At 71.5% G+C, this 18,116-nt stretch carries 18 protein-coding genes and 1 pseudogene; 17 read left to right on the forward strand and 2 right to left on the reverse strand.

Annotated elements, in window-relative coordinates; all coding sequences use genetic code 11:
• Window positions 1–147: 147 nt before the first annotated feature.
• From dop to prcA, 4 genes are all read left to right on the forward strand, one after another.
• Window positions 148–1,659: a depupylase/deamidase Dop gene (gene dop, locus EF918_RS10390; protein WP_125644042.1), complete on the forward strand. Its 1,512-nt coding sequence runs from the start codon at window positions 148–150 to the stop codon at window positions 1,657–1,659.
• A 176-nt stretch (window positions 1,660–1,835) separates the two neighbouring features.
• Window positions 1,836–2,048 carry a ubiquitin-like protein Pup gene (locus EF918_RS10395; protein ID WP_125644044.1) on the forward strand — a complete coding sequence of 71 codons (213 nt, stop codon included), beginning with the start codon at window positions 1,836–1,838 and terminating at the stop codon, window positions 2,046–2,048.
• 162 nt (window positions 2,049–2,210) lie between these two features.
• Window positions 2,211–3,050, forward strand: coding sequence for a proteasome subunit beta (gene prcB / locus EF918_RS10400; RefSeq protein WP_125644047.1), 840 nt, complete (start codon window positions 2,211–2,213; stop codon window positions 3,048–3,050).
• A gap of 46 nt (window positions 3,051–3,096) precedes the next feature.
• On the forward strand, window positions 3,097–3,861 hold the full coding sequence (prcA, locus tag EF918_RS10405; RefSeq protein ID WP_125644049.1) for a proteasome subunit alpha: 765 nt from the start codon (window positions 3,097–3,099) through the stop codon (window positions 3,859–3,861).
• A gap of 76 nt (window positions 3,862–3,937) precedes the next feature.
• Here prcA and EF918_RS10410 read toward each other — a convergent pair whose 3' ends face one another.
• Window positions 3,938–4,948: a LacI family DNA-binding transcriptional regulator gene (locus EF918_RS10410; RefSeq protein WP_260610039.1), complete on the reverse strand. Its 1,011-nt coding sequence runs from the start codon at window positions 4,946–4,948 to the stop codon at window positions 3,938–3,940.
• A 131-nt stretch (window positions 4,949–5,079) separates the two neighbouring features.
• Between EF918_RS10410 and EF918_RS10415 the strand changes: the two genes are divergently transcribed.
• The 13 genes from EF918_RS10415 (at window position 5,080) to EF918_RS10475 (ending at window position 17,916) form a co-directional block, all read left to right on the forward strand.
• The gene (locus EF918_RS10415; RefSeq protein ID WP_125644053.1) at window positions 5,080–6,306 is read left to right on the forward strand and encodes an MFS transporter; all 1,227 of its coding nucleotides are present in this window, start codon (window positions 5,080–5,082) and stop codon (window positions 6,304–6,306) included.
• Between the two features lie 57 nt (window positions 6,307–6,363).
• Entirely contained in the window at window positions 6,364–7,725 is a 1,362-nt protein-coding gene (gene pafA / locus EF918_RS10420; protein ID WP_125644055.1) for a Pup--protein ligase, read from the forward strand.
• A 102-nt stretch (window positions 7,726–7,827) separates the two neighbouring features.
• Window positions 7,828–8,766, forward strand: coding sequence for an FKBP-type peptidyl-prolyl cis-trans isomerase (locus EF918_RS10425; protein WP_125644057.1), 939 nt, complete (start codon window positions 7,828–7,830; stop codon window positions 8,764–8,766).
• 72 nt (window positions 8,767–8,838) lie between these two features.
• Window positions 8,839–9,216 carry an FKBP-type peptidyl-prolyl cis-trans isomerase gene (locus tag EF918_RS10430; RefSeq protein ID WP_125644059.1) on the forward strand — a complete coding sequence of 126 codons (378 nt, stop codon included), beginning with the start codon at window positions 8,839–8,841 and terminating at the stop codon, window positions 9,214–9,216.
• A 156-nt stretch (window positions 9,217–9,372) separates the two neighbouring features.
• The gene (locus EF918_RS10435; RefSeq protein WP_125644061.1) at window positions 9,373–10,332 is read left to right on the forward strand and encodes a YafY family protein; all 960 of its coding nucleotides are present in this window, start codon (window positions 9,373–9,375) and stop codon (window positions 10,330–10,332) included.
• 151 nt (window positions 10,333–10,483) lie between these two features.
• On the forward strand, window positions 10,484–11,452 hold the full coding sequence (locus EF918_RS10440) for a YafY family protein (RefSeq protein WP_125644063.1): 969 nt from the start codon (window positions 10,484–10,486) through the stop codon (window positions 11,450–11,452).
• Window positions 11,453–11,468: 16 nt separating this feature from the next.
• A complete protein-coding gene (locus EF918_RS10445; RefSeq protein WP_125644065.1) occupies window positions 11,469–11,723 on the forward strand; it encodes a hypothetical protein in 255 nt (84 codons plus the stop codon).
• 53 nt (window positions 11,724–11,776) lie between these two features.
• Complete coding sequence (locus EF918_RS10450; protein ID WP_125644067.1) at window positions 11,777–11,989, forward strand: hypothetical protein; 213 nt, start codon at window positions 11,777–11,779, stop codon at window positions 11,987–11,989.
• 100 nt (window positions 11,990–12,089) lie between these two features.
• A complete protein-coding gene (gene tatA / locus EF918_RS10455; RefSeq protein ID WP_125644069.1) occupies window positions 12,090–12,383 on the forward strand; it encodes a Sec-independent protein translocase subunit TatA in 294 nt (97 codons plus the stop codon).
• Window positions 12,384–12,436: 53 nt separating this feature from the next.
• The gene (tatC, locus tag EF918_RS10460) at window positions 12,437–13,402 is read left to right on the forward strand and encodes a twin-arginine translocase subunit TatC (RefSeq protein WP_125644071.1); all 966 of its coding nucleotides are present in this window, start codon (window positions 12,437–12,439) and stop codon (window positions 13,400–13,402) included.
• Between the two features lie 17 nt (window positions 13,403–13,419).
• On the forward strand, window positions 13,420–14,313 hold the full coding sequence (locus EF918_RS10465; protein ID WP_125644073.1) for a diacylglycerol kinase: 894 nt from the start codon (window positions 13,420–13,422) through the stop codon (window positions 14,311–14,313).
• A gap of 45 nt (window positions 14,314–14,358) precedes the next feature.
• A complete protein-coding gene (locus EF918_RS10470) occupies window positions 14,359–17,187 on the forward strand; it encodes an RNA helicase (protein ID WP_125644075.1) in 2,829 nt (942 codons plus the stop codon).
• Window positions 17,188–17,277: 90 nt separating this feature from the next.
• Complete coding sequence (locus tag EF918_RS10475; RefSeq protein ID WP_125644077.1) at window positions 17,278–17,916, forward strand: TetR/AcrR family transcriptional regulator; 639 nt, start codon at window positions 17,278–17,280, stop codon at window positions 17,914–17,916.
• 16 nt (window positions 17,917–17,932) lie between these two features.
• Here the strand turns inward: EF918_RS10475 and EF918_RS36870 are convergent.
• Window positions 17,933–18,116, reverse strand: a pseudogene (locus EF918_RS36870) (pseudouridylate synthase); the annotation flags it as partial.

An 18,116-nucleotide genomic window follows, 5' to 3' on the forward strand; every position in this document is an offset into this window, starting at 1 on the left:
ATCTCCCCACCAGCGCGGAGCCGCTCTAGGCTCTTCCGTACCGCCTCATCCGCAGTGCGGGGACGGGCACCGCACACGCACCGGAGCACCAGCGGTACTTGAGCGCCGCTCCCACGGAGGGGAGCGCCGCCGGGCAAGGAGGGCCGCATGACCGTACGGCGAGTAATGGGGATCGAGACGGAGTACGGGATCTCCGTCCCCGGTCACCCGAACGCCAATGCCATGCTCACCTCGTCCCAGATCGTCAACGCGTACGCGGCGGCGATGCACCGGGCGCGACGCGCCCGCTGGGACTTCGAGGAGGAGAACCCGCTGCGGGACGCCCGTGGCTTCGACCTCGCCCGCGAGGCCGCCGACGCCAGCCAGCTCACCGACGAGGACATCGGCCTGGCCAATGTGATCCTCACCAACGGTGCCCGGCTCTACGTCGACCACGCACACCCCGAGTACAGCTCCCCGGAGATCACCAACCCGCGCGACGCCGTCCTGTGGGACAAGGCCGGCGAGCGGATCATGGCCGAGGCGGCCGAGCGGGCCGCCCAGCTGCCCGGGGCCCAGCCGATCCTGCTCTACAAGAACAACACCGACAACAAGGGCGCCTCCTACGGCACGCACGAGAACTACCTGATGAAGCGGGAGACCGCCTTCTCGGACATCGTGCGCCACCTCACCCCCTTCTTCGTCAGCCGCCAGGTGATCACCGGCGCCGGCCGGGTCGGCATCGGGCAGGACGGCCGCGAGCACGGCTTCCAGATCAGTCAGCGCGCGGACTACTTCGAGGTCGAGGTGGGCCTGGAGACCACGCTCAAGCGGCCCATCATCAACACCCGCGACGAACCGCACGCCGACGCGGAGAAGTACCGCCGGCTCCACGTGATCATCGGCGACGCCAACCTCTCCGAGATCTCCACCTACCTCAAGCTCGGCACGACCTCGCTGGTCCTGTCCATGATCGAGGACGGGTTCATCACCGTGGACCTGGCCGTGGACCAGCCGGTGCGCACCCTGCACCAGGTCTCCCACGACCCGGACCTGCGCCATCTGATCACGCTGCGCAGCGGCCGCACCCTGACCGCGGTGCAGCTGCAGATGGAGTACTTCGAGCTGGCCAGGAAGTACGTGGAGGAGCGTTTCGGTGTGGACGCCGACGAGCAGACCAAGGACGTCCTGTCGCGGTGGGAGGACGTCCTGGGGCGCCTGGAGAGCGACCCGATGAGCCTGTCCGGGGAGCTCGACTGGATCGCCAAGCGGGAGATCCTGGAGGGCTACCGGCGCCGGGACGGCCTGGACTGGGACGCGGCCCGGCTGCACCTGGTGGACCTGCAGTACTCCGACGTACGCCCCGACAAGGGCCTGTACAACCGTCTGGTGGCCCGCGGCAAGATGAAGCGGCTGCTGACCGAGGACGAGGTCGAGCGGGCCGAGAGCAAGCCCCCGGAGGACACCCGGGCCTACTTCCGCGGCCGCTGCCTGGAGCAGTACGCCGACGACGTGGCCGCGGCCTCCTGGGACTCGGTGATCTTCGACCTCCCGGGCCGGGACTCGCTCCAGCGCGTGCCCACGCTGGAGCCGCTGCGGGGGACGCGCAAGCACGTCAAGGAGCTGCTGGACCGGTGCCGCACGGCGGAGGACCTGGTGCGGGTGCTTTCCGGGGGCTGAGCGACGGCTGAAAGGCCCCGCGAACGGGAATCATGAAAGTACCCGGACGTTGTGAAAGTGCGGGGACGAAAACAGGACCCTCCTTGTAGGGTCCGACGTAGGGTCTGATCTTGAGGGATCCCGATCCCGGGGTCCCTCGTCATGAGAGCGTGCGAACCGAGCGGGGTGAGGTAGACATGGCGACCAAGGACACCGGCGGCGGACAGCAGAAGGCGACGCGCTCGACCGAGGAGGTCGAGGAGACGACGACCGAAGCGAGCTCCGACCTCGACGAGCGCATGGAGAAGCTCTCCGACGACGTCGACTCGGTTCTCGACGAGATCGACGACGTGCTCGAGGAGAACGCCGAGGACTTCGTGCGCTCCTTCGTCCAGAAGGGTGGCGAGTGATCTCGCCTTGGATTCCAAGGTGAGGTAGCTCGTCGAGGGTCTTGACGGCCGCTCCGGTCACGGACCGGAGCGGCCCGTGCTGCAACTGCAATTCGGCCATCGGAAGGTTGGGAGTCGATCCCGACACCTGAGTCGGGCCATCGCACATCTGGAGGGAAACGCGTGGAAGCAAACAATCTTGGCACCGGGCGTCTCCCAGCGGCTTTCCTGACGCCGGGGTCGTCCTCGTTCATGGACTTCCTGGCCTCGCACTCGCCCGAGCTGCTGCCGGGCGGGCGGCGGCTGCCCGAGGGGGTCGTCGAGGCGCCGCACGGGACGACCATCGTCGCCGCCACCTTCCCGGGCGGGGTCGTGCTCGCCGGTGACCGGCGGGCGACCATGGGGAACATGATCGCGCAGCGGGACATCGAGAAGGTGTTCCCGGCCGACGAGTACTCCGCGGTCGGCATCGCCGGCACCGCCGGCCTCGCCGTGGAGATGGTCAAGCTGTTCCAGCTGGAGCTGGAGCACTTCGAGAAGGTGGAGGGCGCGACGCTCTCCCTGGAGGGCAAGGCGAACCGGCTCTCCACCATGATCCGGAGCAACCTGGGCATGGCCATGCAGGGCCTGGCCGTGGTCCCGCTGTTCGCGGGCTACGACGAGGCCAAGGAGAAGGGCCGGATCTTCTCCTACGACGTGACCGGCGGCCGCTCCGAGGAGCACGGCTACGCCGCCACCGGCTCCGGCTCGATCTTCGCCCGGGGCTCGATGAAGAAGCTCTACCGTGACGACCTGACGGAGGAGCAGGCCACCACGCTGGTCGTCCAGGCCCTCTACGACGCCGCCGACGACGACTCCGCGACCGGTGGCCCGGACATGGCCCGCCGGATCTTCCCGATCGTCACCGTCATCACGGACGAGGGCTTCCGCAGGCTGACCGAGGAGGAGTCCTCGGCGCTCGCCCGTAAGGTCACCGAGCGGCGCCTGGAGCAGCCCGACGGGCCGCGCGCCGCCCTGCTCTGACCACTCGTCGCTCTGTAGAAGCCCAGAAGAAAGGGACGGACAGCCGGTGTCGACTCCGTTCTACGTCTCCCCCCAGCAGGCCATGGCCGACCGCGCCGAGTACGCCCGCAAGGGCATCGCGCGCGGCCGCAGCCTGGTCGTGCTGCAGTACGCCGACGGCATCGTGTTCGTCGGCGAGAACCCGTCCCGCGCCCTGCACAAGTTCAGCGAGATCTACGACCGGATCGGCTTCGCCGCCGCCGGCAAGTACAACGAGTACGAGAACCTGCGGATCGGCGGCGTCCGTTACGCCGACCTGCGCGGATACACCTACGACCGTGACGATGTGACGGCCCGTGGGCTGGCGAACGTCTACGCGCAGACCCTGGGCACCATCTTCTCCTCGGCCGGCGAGAAGCCGTACGAGGTGGAGCTGGTGGTCGCCGAGGTCGGCACCACGGCCGCGGGCGACCAGATCTACCGGCTGCCGCACGACGGGTCGATCGTGGACGAGCACGGTTCCGTGGCGGTCGGCGGCAACGCCGAGCAGATCAGCAGCTACCTGGACCAGCGGCACCGGGACGGCATGACCCTGGCGGAGGCGCTGAAGCTGGCGGTGCAGGCGCTGTCCAGCCAGGCCAACGGTTCCGACCGGGAGATCCCGGCGGAGCGGCTGGAGGTGGCGGTGCTCGACCGCACCCGGTCCCAGCAGCGCAAGTTCAAGCGGATCCGGGGCCGCCAGCTCGCCCGGCTGCTGGAGCCGGCGCCCTCGGCGGACGCCCAGGCCGATGCCGTGTCCAACGACGAGGCGCCGGAGGACGAGGCCCAGTAGGGTTCCCTGCCGCCCCGCGCACGACCGTACGACGAGCCCCGGTCCCGCCCTCCGGCGGGCCGGGGCTCCGGCGTGCTCAGGGGCCGGGCGGGGGCGCGGTGGAGCCGCGGACGACGAGGCCGACGGGGAGGTCGGGGGCGGTCCACTCGCGGCCGTCCAGGACGGCGAGGAGGGCGGTCATGCCGTGCTCGCCGACCTGCTCGGCGGGCAGGTGGACGGTGGTCAGCTCCGGTTCCACGGCGGTGGCCAGGGCCAGATCGTCGAAGCCGGTGACGGAGAGGTCCTCGGGGACGCGCAGGCCGAGCCGGCGGGCGGCCTTGCAGGCGCCGGCGGCCAGGATGTCGTCGTCGCAGATCACGGCGGTGGGCCGGTCCCCGCGATGCCCCTCGGCAGGCCCCAGGGCGGCCTCCAGGGCCCCTCTGGCGGCCTGGACGTCGAGGGGGGACCGCACCGTCCGCACGGTGGATCCCGGGCCCAGGGCGGCCGTGAGGGCGGCGGCGCGGACGTCGAAGGTCCAGGACCGGACGGCGGAGGCCAGGTGCAGGAAGCGCCGGTGGCCCAGGCCCTCCAGGTGGGCGACGACCTGGTGCATGCCGTCGGCCATGGCGAGGTTGACATGGGCGCGGGCGCCGCCGGCGGCGGGGTCGCTGTCGAGCATCACGAGCGGGAGGGCGGCCCCGCCGATGGCTTCGAGGGCGTCGGCGGCCATCGAGGAGGCGATGACCCCGTCGAGGGCGGCGCGGGCGGAGGCGAAGGGGTCGCGGGCGGGTCCGGTGCCGTCGGGGGAGGGATAGAGGACCACGCCGAAGCCGTGTTCGGCGGCGACCCGGGCGGCGCCGGTGTAGACGCGGGCGAAGAACTCGTTGGTGAGCGCGGGGACCACCAGGAGGGCGGTCCGGGTGCTGCCCAGGCGCAGGTTGCGGGCGGCGAGGTTGGGGCGGTAGCCGAGCTCGGCGGCGGCGTCGCGGACCAGGCCGGCGGTCCGTTCCGAGACCCGGCCGGGCCATTTCCCGCCGAGGACGAGGGAGACGGTCGCCTGGGAGACCCCGGCGGCGCGGGCGACGTCACGGCTGGTGGGTCGCGTCACTCGGGGCTCCTGGGGTGCGGGGTGGCCGGCCTGCGGGTGGACCCGTGGGCTGCGGCCATGGTACGTATGACCACGCACGTTATACGTATTACCTGACATCCTCGGTGAGAATCCGGGCGAAAGGGGCACACATGGCTGCCGGATACGCGCAGCTGCTGCGCACGCGGCACGCGGCGCGACTGCTGACCGGCACGCTCATAGGCCGGCTGCCCAACGCCACCGCACCGATCGCGATCGTGCTGTTCGTCCGGGCGGAGGGCGGCAGCTACAGCCTGGCCGGCGCGCTCGCCGCCGTGTACGGCGTGGCCAACGCCGTCGGCCAGCCCCTGCTGGGCCGGGCCGTGGACCTCTACGGCCAGCCGCGCATCCAGCTCCCGGCGGCCGTGGTCTCGGCGCTGGGCATGCTCTGGCTGGCCCTGGCCGGCACCGATCCGGTCGCGGGGGCGTACGCCGCGGCCGTGGTGGCCGGACTGTTCACCCCGCCCCTGGAGGGCGGGCTGCGGGCCCTGTGGCCCAGCGTGCTGGGCGGGCGCGAGGAGCGGGTGCACACGGCCTACGCCATGGACGCGGTGGCCCAGGAGGTCATGTTCACGGTGGGTCCGCTGCTGGTGACCGGCCTGGCCGCGCTGTGGGACCCGGCGGCGGCGCTGCTGGTCGTCAACGCGCTCGGGGTGCTGGGCGCCCTGTCCGTGGTGGTCAGCGAGCCGTCGCGGACCTGGCGCTCGGCGCCGCGCGAGGCGCACTGGCTGGGCGCGCTGCGCTCGGGCGGACTGCTGGCCCTGCTGGGCGCGTTCTTCTTCGTCGGGTCCGCGCTGGGCTCGATCACCGTGGCCGGGGTGTCCTACGCCGACGGCCACGGCGACCAGGCGGTCTACGGCTGGCTGATGGCGGCGCTGGGGCTGGGCGCGCTGATCGGCGGGGTCTGCTACGGCGCCCGGTCGTGGGCGGGCGCGCCGGAGCGACGGCTGCGGCTGCTGGTCGCGCTGCTGGCGGTGTGCTACGTACCGCTGCTGCTCACGCCGGGGCCGGTGGCCATGACGGCGCTGGCGGCGCTGGCCGGGGTGTTCCTGGCGCCGTCCATCGCGTGCGCCTTCATCGTGGTGGACCGGCACGCGCCGGTGGGTACGGTCACCGAGGCGTTCTCCTGGCTGGTGACCTTCTTCGGGGTGGGCTCCGCCATGGGGACGGCGCTGGCCGGACCTGCCGTGGAGCTGGGCGGGACCGCGGCGGGCTTCGGGGTGGCGGTGGCCGGCGGCGCGGCGGCGCTGCTGGTGCTGATGGCCACTCAGCGGGTGCTCGCGGCCCCGGCGCCGACGGGTGCGGGGCGCGGTGCGGCGGGCGTGCTCGTCGAGAACTGATCGAATTGCGGTCCCGAACCCGGTTTCAGAACACAGCAGAAGGCGTAATGTTCAGTCATGGACCGCCGCATTTTCGGGCTGGAGAACGAGTACGGCGTCACGTGCACGTTCAGGGGACAGCGCCGACTGTCTCCTGACGAAGTGGCGCGCTACCTCTTCCGCCGTGTCGTGTCATGGGGCCGCAGCAGCAATGTCTTCCTGCGGAACGGCGCCCGCCTGTATCTCGACGTGGGTTCGCATCCGGAATATGCAACTCCTGAATGCGACAACGTGACCGAGTTGGTCACCCACGACAAAGCGGGCGAGCGCATTCTCGAGGGTCTGCTCGTCGACGCGGAACGCCGCCTGCACGAGGAGGGAATCGCCGGCGACGTCTACCTCTTCAAGAACAACACCGACTCGGCGGGCAACTCCTACGGCTGCCACGAGAACTACCTGGTGGCCCGGCACGGGGAATTCTCCCGGCTGGCGGACATCCTCATTCCGTTCCTGGTCACCCGCCAGCTCATCTGCGGCGCGGGGAAGGTGCTGCAGACGCCCCGGGGCGCGGTGTACTGCGTCAGCCAGCGGGCGGAGCACATCTGGGAGGGCGTCAGCTCCGCGACGACCCGCTCCCGCCCGATCATCAACACCCGCGACGAGCCGCACGCGGACGCCGAGCGCTACCGGCGCCTGCACGTGATCGTCGGCGACTCGAACATGTCCGAGACGACCATGCTGCTCAAGGTCGGCGCCACCGACCTGGTGCTGCGCATGATCGAGGCGGGCACGGTGATGCGCGACCTGACGCTGGAGAACCCGATCCGGGCCATCCGCGAGGTCAGCCACGACATCACCGGTCAGCGCAAGGTGCGCCTGGCCAGCGGCCGGGAGGCGTCCGCGCTGGAGATCCAGCGGGAGTACTACGACAAGGCGGTGGACTTCGCCGAGCGCCGGGGCATCCGTACCGGCACGGTGGAGCGGGTGCTGGAGCTGTGGGGCCGCACCCTGGAGGCGATCGAGCAGGAGCAGCTCGACCGCATCGAGACCGAGATCGACTGGGTCATGAAGTACCACCTCATCGAGCGGTACCGGGCCAAGCACAACATGACGATGTCGAACCCGCGCGTGGCCCAGATAGACCTCGCCTACCACGACATCCACCGCCGGCGGGGCCTGTACTACCTGCTGGAGCGCAAGGGGCAGGCGGCGCGAATCTGCAACGACCTGAAGATCTTCGAGGGCAAGTCGGTGCCCCCGCAGACCACCCGGGCGCGGCTGCGCGGCGACTTCATCCGCCGGGCCCAGGAGCAGCGGCGGGACTTCACGGTGGACTGGGTCCACCTCAAGCTCAACGACCAGGCGCAGCGCACCGTGCTGTGCAAGGACCCGTTCCGGTCGGTGGACGACCGGGTGGAGAAGCTCATCGCGGGCATGTGAGCGGCTGTGCGATCAGCCACGGGGCCCCGTACGTCTCTCGTACGGGGCCCCGTACGGCTTAGAGTGGCGGCGACCCATTGCCGTCTGAGATCTGAGGAACACGTGCGCCGACTTGCCGGCCTGCTTGTCGTACCCCTTCTGCTGCTGTCGACAGCGGCCTGCGGCGACGACAACGGCTCCGACTCCGCCCAGATGAAGAACGGGGTGCCCGCCGTCACCAAGGGCGCCAAGTTCGGGGAGAAGCCCACCCTGTCGACGGGCAAGGGCGAACCGCCCAAGGCCCTGAAGACGGAGGTCCTCAGCGAGGGTGACGGGCCCGTCCTGAAGAAGGGCGACGCGGTCCAGGTGAACTACTACGGCCAGGTGTGGGACGGCAAGGAGCCCTTCGACACCAGCTTCGGCAAGCAGCCGTTCGACCTGACGCTGGGTGCCGGCATGGTCATCAAGGGCTGGGACCAGGGCCTGGAGGGCCAGAAGGTCGGCAGCCGCGTCGAGCTCGTGATCCCGCCGGACCTCGGCTACGGCGCGCAGGGCTCCGGCGCCAAGATCAAGCCGAACGCCACGCTGGTGTTCGTCGTCGACATCCTCAAGGGCGTCTCCATCCCGGCCTCGGCCAAGGGCAAGGAGGTCCCGCAGGACAACAAGGACCTGCCCAAGGTCGGCACGAACACGGACGGCAAGGAGGTGTCCGTCTCCGTGCCGAAGGACGTGAACCCGCCGGCCAAGCTCGTGTCGAACTACGTGCTGGAGGCCGACGGCGCCCCGGTGAAGGCCACCGACAACGTGGTGGTGAAGTTCCACGGCAAGACGTGGAAGGACGACAAGACCTTCGAGAGCACGTACGCCACCGACCAGACGGTGACGTGGCCGATGGAGCAGCTCTCGGTCAAGGGCCTCAAGGACGGCATCGTCGGCAAGAAGGTCGGCAGCCGCATCCTGCTGGTCATCCCGCCGGACCAGGGCTTCGGCGACAAGGACCAGGGCACCATCCCGGCCAACTCGACGCTGGTCTTCAGCCTCGACATCCTCGCCGTGATGTAAGACTGTCCGGGTTGGTCCCCCGGCCCGTGCCGGCCGGGGCCGCTACGTGTGACATTCCTGAGGAGCAGTTCCGTGAGCGACAAGCTCGAAAAGCCCGAGATCGACTTCCCCGAGGGCCCGGCCCCGACCGACCTTGAGATCAAGGACCTCTGGGAGGGCGACGGCCCGGAGGCCAAGGCCGGCGACATGGTCAGCGTCCACTACGTGGGTGTGGCCTTCTCCACCGGCGAGCAGTTCGACGCCTCCTGGGACCGCGGCACCCCGCTGCGCTTCCAGCTCGGTGTCGGCCAGGTCATCAAGGGCTGGGACCAGGGCGTCCAGGGCATGAAGGTCGGCGGCCGTCGCAAGCTGACGATCCCCGCGCACCTGGCCTACGGCGACCGTGGCGCGGGCGGCGTGATCGCCCCGGGCGAGACCCTGATCTTCGTCTGCGACCTGATGGGCGTCTGATCCGTCCGGTCCTGACCGGTGCGGGGCCCCAGCCGTTTCGGCTGGGGCCCCTCGCTTTTGCCGGGGCCCGCCGGGACGGTACGGTCAACGGTCACGAGTGTGCACGTGTCGGACGACGGGTGCGTGGGGTGCGTTCCGAAGGGCGGAAGGGCGTCGATGGCGATTGCCAAGGCCGAGCGGCTGATGAACCTGGCACTGTGCCTGCTGGGGACCCGCCGGCCGCTCAGCAAGCGTGAGCTGCGCGGTTCCATCGAGGCCTACATGGAGGCCGGCAACGACGAGGCCTTCAACCGCATGTTCGAGCGGGACAAGGACGACCTGCGGGAACTGGGCCTGGTCATCGAGACGGTGGAGAACCTGGAGGGCGAGACCGGCTATCTGGCCCGCCGCGACAGCAACACCCTGCCGCCCGTCTCCCTGGACGCCGAGGAGGCCGCCGCGCTGGGCCTGGCCGCCAAGGTCTGGCAGCAGGCCCGGCTGGCCGGCGCCGCCAGCGGCGCGCTGCAGAAGCTGCGCGCGGGCGGGATGCCGGAGACGGACGACGCCTACGGCGGCCAGCACAGTGTGATCGAGCCGCGCATCCCGGTCCACGAGGCGGCGTTCGAGCCGCTGATGCTGGCCTGCCGGGACCGGCGCCCGGTCACCTTCGACTACCGCAAGTCCAACGCGGCCCGTCCCGAGCCCCGCCAGGTGGAGCCGTGGGCGCTGGAGTGCTGGCGCGGCCACTGGTACCTGGCCGGGTTCGACCGGGACCGGGGGGCGGAGCGGGTGTTCCGGCTCTCCCGGATCTGCGGCAAGGTCCGTTCGCGGGCCGGCAGGTACACCGCCGAGGTGCCCGACGTGGTGACCGTACGGGAGACCGTGGCGAGCTGGGCGGGGGAGAGCGCCGACCGCAGTGCCGTGATCCGGCTGCGGGCGGGGGCGGGGTACCCGCTGCGGGCCCGGGCCACCGCCGTCCGCGAGGGCGTCGCCGAGGGCTGGGACGAGCTGGAGATTCCGTACGGGCACGGGCTGGACGCCTGGCTCGTGGAGTTCGGCCCGGACGTGGTGGTGACGGAGCCCGAGGACCTGCGGTCCGACGTGCTGGACCGGCTGCGCGCCGTGGCCAAGGGCTGAGGCCGGGGGCCTGACCGCCGAAGCCGCGGGCCGCAGGCCGATGCCGAGGCCTACGCCCGGCACCGGCCCGCGCCGGGCCCGGCCGCCCGGGCCCGGGCGGCCGGACCACCGAACGTGACACACACGCCCTGAGGGGGGAGTACGCACCACCATGGCCGCGAACGCCATTGACCAGACCCGCCGGATGCTGTCGCTGGTGACGTATCTGCGCGAGCGCCCGGGGGCGCACGTCGCCGACGTCGCCCGCGCCTTCGGGATCAGCGTGGACGAGCTGATCTCCGACCTGGACGTGCTGCCCATGTGCGGGACCAGCTTCCGCGGCGGGGACCTGCTCGACATCGACACCGACGGCGAGCGCATCTGGTGGCGCAACCCGGACGCCTCCGGCGAGTCCACCGCCGAGCCGCTGCGGCTGGCCGCCGACGAGGCGACCGCGCTGCTGGTGGCCGCCCGGGCGGTCGCGACCCTGCCGGGGCTGCGCGAGAGCGACCGGGACGCCCTGCTGCGCGCCACGGCGAAGCTGGAGGCGGCGGCGGGCGAGGCGGCCCTGGCCAGCGCCCGGCTGTCGGTGACCTTCGAGTCGGAGGGCGGCGTCTTCGCGGACGTCGACCGGGCGATCTCGGAGCGGCGCCGGATCTGGCTGCGGTACTACTCGCCGGCCCGGGACGAGCTCACCGAGCGCACCGTCGACCCGATCCGGCTGTTCGCGGTGGGGCACACCTACCTGGAGGGCTGGTGCCACCTCTCCGAGGCGCGGCGCACCTTCCGGCTCGACCGGGTGGCCGAGATCCGGCTGCTCGACGAGCGGGCCGAGCCGCCGGCCATCGAGCCGCGGGACCTGTCGGAGGGCCTGGTGCAGCCGGCCGCCGAGGACCCGGAGGTCGTGGTCGAGGTGGGGCCCGGCGGGCGCTGGGTGGCGGAGTACTACCCGCACGACAGCGCGCGCGAGCTGCCCGACGGCGGGCTGCGGATCACGCTGCGCACCCCGGACCCGGCCTCGCTGCGGCGCCTGGCGCTGCGGCTGGGCCGCGACGGGCGGATCGTGGCGCCCGGAGAACTGGCGGAGAGTGCCCGGCGGGCCGCTCGTGAAGCACTCGCGGGGTACGGGGAACAGGACTGAGGGGGAGCGCGGGGCAATGTCTGGAACGTCTGGCTTGTCTGGCCTGTCGGCCACCGTGGGTCCGGTCACCTTCAAGGCGGCCTGTCCCGACTGCCGAGCCCGTTTCGAGCTGGCCGCGGGTGCGCTGCGGCTGGCGATCGGCGGCACCCGGCGGACCACGTTCTACTCCTTCACCTGTCCCGAGTGCGGCCGCTCGGTGCGCAAACCGGCCGGCGACCGCATCGTCGAGCTGCTCACCGGGGGCGGCGTCAGCACCTTGCGCAGCGTCTGACGGCCGCTCCACCTGCTGCTCCGGTGGCCCGGCGCAGGCGCTAGGCTCGGATCATGCTGTGGCCGATGCTCGCGATTGCCCTGGGGTTCGTAGGTGTGGCCGTGCTCGGGGTGCTGGCCGTACGGGTCGGGCTCGAAGCACGGCGGCTGGGCCGGGAAGTGGCCCGGGCCAGTCACCGGATCGCGGTGGCCTCGGGCGAACTGGAGCAGGCCACAGTGGATCTGGCCGCGCAAGCAGGGGTACCCCGGGGGATTGCCGGGCGTTAACCCCTGGGGGTTACGATCCTTGCCAGAACGCATTCCGGGCATGCCCGCCCGGGCTGCCGAGCCACCCCAACCAGCCGCTTCGGTGAGAAGGAAGTCACACATGATCGGCAACCTGAAGCCTCTTGAGATCCTCCTGATCATCGCCGTGATCGTGCTGCTCTTCGGCGCCAAGAAGCTCCCCGAGATGGCCCGCTCCCTCGGCAAGTCGGCCCGTATCCTCAAGAGCGAGGCCAAGGCCATGAAGAACGACGGTGCCGCGGACGCCCCGGCCGCTCCGGCCGCCGACACCGCCGCCCCGCAGCAGGCCGCCGCCCCGCGCACCATCCAGGCCGCGCCCGGCGACGTCACCAGCTCCCGTCCGGTGACCGAGCCGAACCGCACCGCCCAGGGCTGATCGCGGGGAGTTCTCCCGCCAGTCGTCAGCCGTAACGAGACAAGGGACGTGGGTTGCTCAAGTCTGCCCGCAAGCAGGAGAAGCCGCAGAAGGCGGCCAAGGACGCCGAAGGGCGCATGCCGCTCGTCGAGCACCTGCGTGAGCTGCGCAACCGCCTGCTGAAGTCGGTCCTCGCGATCCTCGTCATCACGGTGGTCGCCGCCTTCTTCTACAAGCACCTCATCGACTTCATGCTGAAGCCGATGCTGGACTCCGTCGGCTGCACCGACGGAGTGGTGACCCAGCGCAACGGCCGGCCCTGCGCCGACATGACCGTGAACGGTCTCATCGCGCCGTTCTCGATCGCCCTCAAGGTCTCGCTCATGGCCGGTGTGGTGCTCTCCGCCCCGGTGTGGCTCTACCAGCTCTGGGCGTTCACCGCGCCCGGCCTGCACAGCCACGAGAAGAAGTACGCGATGAGCTTCGTCGCGGTCGGCGCCCCGCTCTTCGCGGCCGGCGCGGTCCTCGCGTACAACATCCTTCCGCAGACCGCGACGATCCTGCTCGACTTCACCCCCGAGCACGCGCGCAACCTGCTGCCGGTCGACGACTACCTCGACCTGGTCACGCGCATGGTGGTCGTCTTCGGCCTCGCGTTCGAACTGCCCCTGCTGCTGATCCTGCTCAACTTCACCGGCGTGCTCACCGCGAAGCGGCTGGCGAGCTGGTGGCGCGGGTTCGTCCTCGGCATCACGATCTTCTCGGCCTTCGCCACGCCCACCGGTGACCCGCCGACCATGCTGGCGCTGGCCCTGCCGATCGTGGCCCTGTACTTCATCGCGCTGGCGATCTGCCTGGTCAACGACCGCAGACGGCGGCGCAACGACCCGGACTCCGCGCTCGACGCCGACGAGGCCTCGGAGCTCGACCTGACGCCGGCGGCGATCGGCGAGGTGGAGCCGGTCCCGGGCCCGGCGGCCCTGCCCGAGCAGGCCGACGGCGGCCGGCAGCGGATCAACGGTTACGACGACGCCACCTGACAGGTACATTCCGGAGGATGACCGCAGAGATCACCCTCCTCGTCAATCCCACCGCAGGACGCGGCCGGGGCGCGCACGCCGCGCAGCCGGCCGCGTCGGCGTTGCGGGCCGCGGGGTTCTCGGTCCGGACGGTCGTCGGCACCGACGCCGAGGACGCCTTGGCCCGGCTGCGGACCGCCGTCCGCGAGGGCACCGGAGCGGTGGTCGCCGTCGGTGGTGACGGGGTGGTCTCCCTCGCCCTCCAGGCCCTGGCCGGGACCCTGGTGCCGCTCGGCGTGGTGGCCGCCGGCACCGGCACCGGCAACGACTTCGCCCGCGCCCTCGGCCTGCCCGTGGGCGACCCGGCCGCGGCCGGCCGGCTGGCCGCCACCGCGCTCAAGGAGGGCCGGATCCGCGAGATCGACCTCGGCCGCGCCGGGGACCGCTGGTACGGGACCGTGCTGTGCTCCGGCTTCGACTCCCGGGTCAACGACCGGGGCAACCGGATCCGCTGGGCGGCCGGGCGGTTCCGGTACGACCTGGCCATGATCGCCGAGCTGGCGGCCTTCCGGCCGTACCCGTACCGGATCACCCTGGACGACGGCCCGGCGATCGAGACCGAGGCCACCCTGGTCGCCGTCGGCAACGGGACCTCGTACGGCGGGGGCATGCGCATCTGCGCGGACGCGGTCATGGACGACGGGCTCTTCGACGTCACCGTGGTCGGGAACTGCTCCCGTACGACCCTGCTGAAGGTGTTCCCGAAGGTCTACCGGGGAACCCACCTCGACCACCCCGCGGTCACCGTCCACCGGGCCCGCAGGATCACCCTGGAGGCGGCCGGGACCACCGCCTACGCGGACGGCGAGCCCCTCGGACCGCTGCCCGTCACCGCGGAGTGCCTCCCCGCGGTGCTGCGCATCCTCCGGTAAAGATCGCGCCTGTTGTCAGGGGTGGCGGGTAGGCTCGACCTCAAGATGACCGAGGACCTCTCACCCGCCGAGCGCTATGCCGCTGCCCGGATCCGCGCCGCCGAGGAGGCCACCGCGCTGGCCCCCTTCCGCGAGATGTACGAGTTCGGGCTCGACCCGTTCCAGATCGAAGCCTGCCAGGCGCTGGAGGCCGGCAAGGGCGTGCTCGTCGCCGCGCCCACCGGTTCGGGCAAGACCATCGTCGGCGAGTTCGCCGTGCACCTGGCGCTGCGGCAGGGCCGCAAGTGCTTCTACACCACGCCCATCAAGGCCCTGTCGAACCAGAAGTACGCCGACCTCGTCAAGCGCTACGGCGCCGACAAGGTCGGCCTGCTGACCGGTGACAACAGCGTCAACTCCGAGGCGCCGATCGTGGTCATGACCACCGAGGTGCTCCGCAACATGCTGTACGCGGGCTCCCAGTCGCTGCTGGGCCTCGGCTACGTCGTGATGGACGAGGTGCACTACCTCTCCGACCGGTTCCGCGGGGCCGTCTGGGAGGAAGTGATCATCCACCTCCCCGAGTCGGTGACCCTGGTGTCCCTGTCGGCGACCGTGTCCAACGCCGAGGAGTTCGGCGACTGGCTGGACACCGTACGCGGCGACACCGAGGTGATCGTCTCCGAGGAGCGGCCCGTACCGCTGTGGCAGCACGTCATGGCGGGCCGGCGGATCTACGACCTCTTCGAGGAGGAGACCGACCACGGAGGCCGCGGCTCCGCCCGCCGCGAGGTCAACCGCGACCTGCTGCGCATGGCCCGCGAGGAGAACAGCCGTACGTACAACCCGCGCGAGCGGCGGCGCGGCAAGATGGTCCGCGAGGCCGACCGCGAGCGCGAGCGCCGCTCCCGCGGCCGGATCTGGACCCCGGGCCGCCCCGAGGTCATCGAACGCCTCGACCACGAAGGCCTGCTCCCGGCCATCACCTTCATCTTCAGCCGCGCCGGCTGCGAGGCCGCCGTCCAGCAGTGCCTGTACGCGGGGCTGCGGCTGAACAACGAGGAGGCCCGGCTCCAGGTCCGCGGCATCGTCGAGGAGCGCACGGCCGCGATCCCCGCCGAGGACCTGCACGTGCTCGGCTACTACGAGTGGCTGGAGGGCCTGGAGCGGGGCATCGCCGCGCACCACGCGGGCATGCTGCCGACCTTCAAGGAGGTCGTGGAGGAACTGTTCGTCCGCGGCCTGGTCAAGGCCGTCTTCGCCACCGAGACCCTGGCGCTGGGCATCAACATGCCCGCGCGCACGGTGATCCTGGAGAAGATGGTCAAGTGGAACGGTGAGCAGCACGCCGACATCACCCCCGGCGAGTACACCCAGCTCACCGGCCGGGCCGGCCGCCGCGGCATCGACGTCGAGGGACACGCGGTCGTGCTGTGGCAGCGAGGCATGGACCCGGTGGCCCTCGCGGGCCTGGCCGGTACGCGTACGTACCCGCTGCGCTCCAGCTTCAAGCCCTCGTACAACATGGCCGTGAACCTGGTGCAGCAGTTCGGCCGGCACCGTTCGCGCGAGCTGCTGGAGACCTCGTTCGCCCAGTTCCAGGCGGACCGTTCGGTGGTCGGCATCTCCCGTCAGGTCCAGCGCAACGAGGAGGGCCTGACCGGCTACCGCGAGGGCATGACCTGCCACCTCGGCGACTTCGAGGAGTACGCGCGGCTGCGCCGCGAGCTGAAGGACCGCGAGACCGAACTGGCCAAGCAGGGCGCGTCCCAGCGCCGGGCCCAGGCCGCGCAGGCGCTGGAGCGGCTCAAGCCGGGCGACGTGATCCACGTGCCGACCGGCAAGTTCGCCGGGCTGGCCCTGGTCCTGGACCCGGGCGTCCCGGCGGGCCGGGTGCACGGGCACCGCGGGCAGGACTACCACGAGGGGCCGCGCCCGCTGGTGCTGACCGCCGAACGGCAGGTCAAGCGGCTGGCCGCGATCGACTTCCCGGTGCCGGTCGAGCCCATCGAGCGGATGCGCATCCCCAAGTCCTTCAACCCCCGTTCCCCGCAGTCCCGCCGGGACCTGGCCTCCGCGCTGCGCACCAAGGCCGGGCACATCACCCCCGAGCGGCAGCGGCGCGGCCGGGCGGCGGCGGCCGACGACCGGGAGATCGCCCGGCTGCGGGCGGCGCTGCGCGCGCACCCCTGCCACGGCTGCGACGAGCGCGAGGACCACGCCCGCTGGGCCGAGCGCTACCACCGCCTCCAGCGCGACACCAAGCAGCTGGAGCGGCGCATCGAGGGCCGGACGAACACCATCGCCCGCACCTTCGACCGGATCCACGCGCTGCTGACCGAGCTGGACTACCTGCGCGAGGACGAGGTCACCGAGCACGGCCGGCGCCTCGCCCGGCTCTACGGCGAACTCGACCTGCTGGCCTCCGAATGCCTGCGCGCCGGGATCTGGGAGGGCCTGAACCCGGCCGAGCTCGCCGCGTGCGTCTCGGCGCTGGTCTTCGAGGCCCGGCAGTCCGACGACGCGGTGGCCCCGAAGGTGCCCGGGGGTGCGGCCAAGGCCGCGCTCGGCGAGATGGTCCGCATCTGGGGCCGGCTCGACGCGCTGGAGGAGGAGTACCGCATCAACCAGACCGAGGGCGTGGGCCAGCGCGAGCCGGACCTCGGCTTCGCCTGGGCGGCGTACCAGTGGGCCTCCGACAAGAGCCTGGACGAGGTGCTGCGCGAGGCGGAGATGCCGGCCGGTGACTTCGTGCGCTGGTGCAAGCAGGTCATCGACGTCCTCGGCCAGATCGCGGCCGCGGCTCCCGCCCAGGGGTCCACGGTGGCGCGCAATGCCCGTAAGGCCGTCGACGCCCTGTTGCGGGGCGTAGTGGCCTACAGCTCGGTCGGGTAGGCCTTTTCGGGCCTTCCTCCGAACCCGGTCCTGGCCAGATGTGATCTCTTGCCATGAACGGATTTCGTTGCGCTGTGCGACGATCGGCCCATGAACGGGCCAGGTAGACGGGTGGGACGCCCGCGGGCCGACCGGTTGAGACCGGCCGGCGGGCGTCCACCGCGTGACGAGATCCTGTGCGCGGCCGCCGAATTGTTCACCGCCCGCGGGTACGGATCCACCACCACCCGGGCGGTGGCCGAACGGGCGGGTCTGCGCCAGGCCACGATGTACCACTACTTCACCGGCAAGGAGCAACTCCTCGTCGAACTGCTGGAGTCCACGGTCGCGCCCTCACTGCGGGCGGCCCGCCGGATCCTGGCCGAGGCCGACCGCCCGGCCGAGGACCGGCTGTGGGAGCTGTGCCGCTCGGACGTCCTCCAGCTGTGCGCCGGCCCGTACAACCTCGGCGCCCTCTACCTGCTGCCCGAGGTCCGCGGCGACCGCTTCACCCGCTTCCGCCGGATGCGCGGCGAACTCAAGGACAGCTACCTCGCCCTGCTCGGCGCCACCACCGCCGCCACCGAACTGGCCGCCGACCCGGCGGCCCTGGCCCTGCGCAACGACCTGGTCTTCGGCCTGATCGAGGGCGTCATCCTGATCCACCGCTCGGACCCCCACCGTCCGGTCCACACCTTCGCCGAGGCCACGGCGGACGCGGCCCTGCGCATCGCGGGAGTCCGCAGATGAGGCCGCCGGCGGCCCCTCACAGGCCGGCAACATGCCCCGCCGACCAGGCGTCCGGGGAGGCCCAGGCCTGGAGGGTCAGGGTCGAGGTGAAGTGGTGGGGGAGGGCGGTGATCGGGTCGGTGAAGGTGAGGGTGTGGGAGAGGAGTTGCAGGGGGCGGCGGTAGTCGGTGGGGGAGGGGTCGGTGAGGGTGGGGTAGACG

It is taken from the genome of Streptomyces sp. WAC06614 (genome assembly GCF_003949795.1).
Classification (GTDB): Bacteria; Actinomycetota; Actinomycetes; order Streptomycetales; family Streptomycetaceae; genus Streptomyces.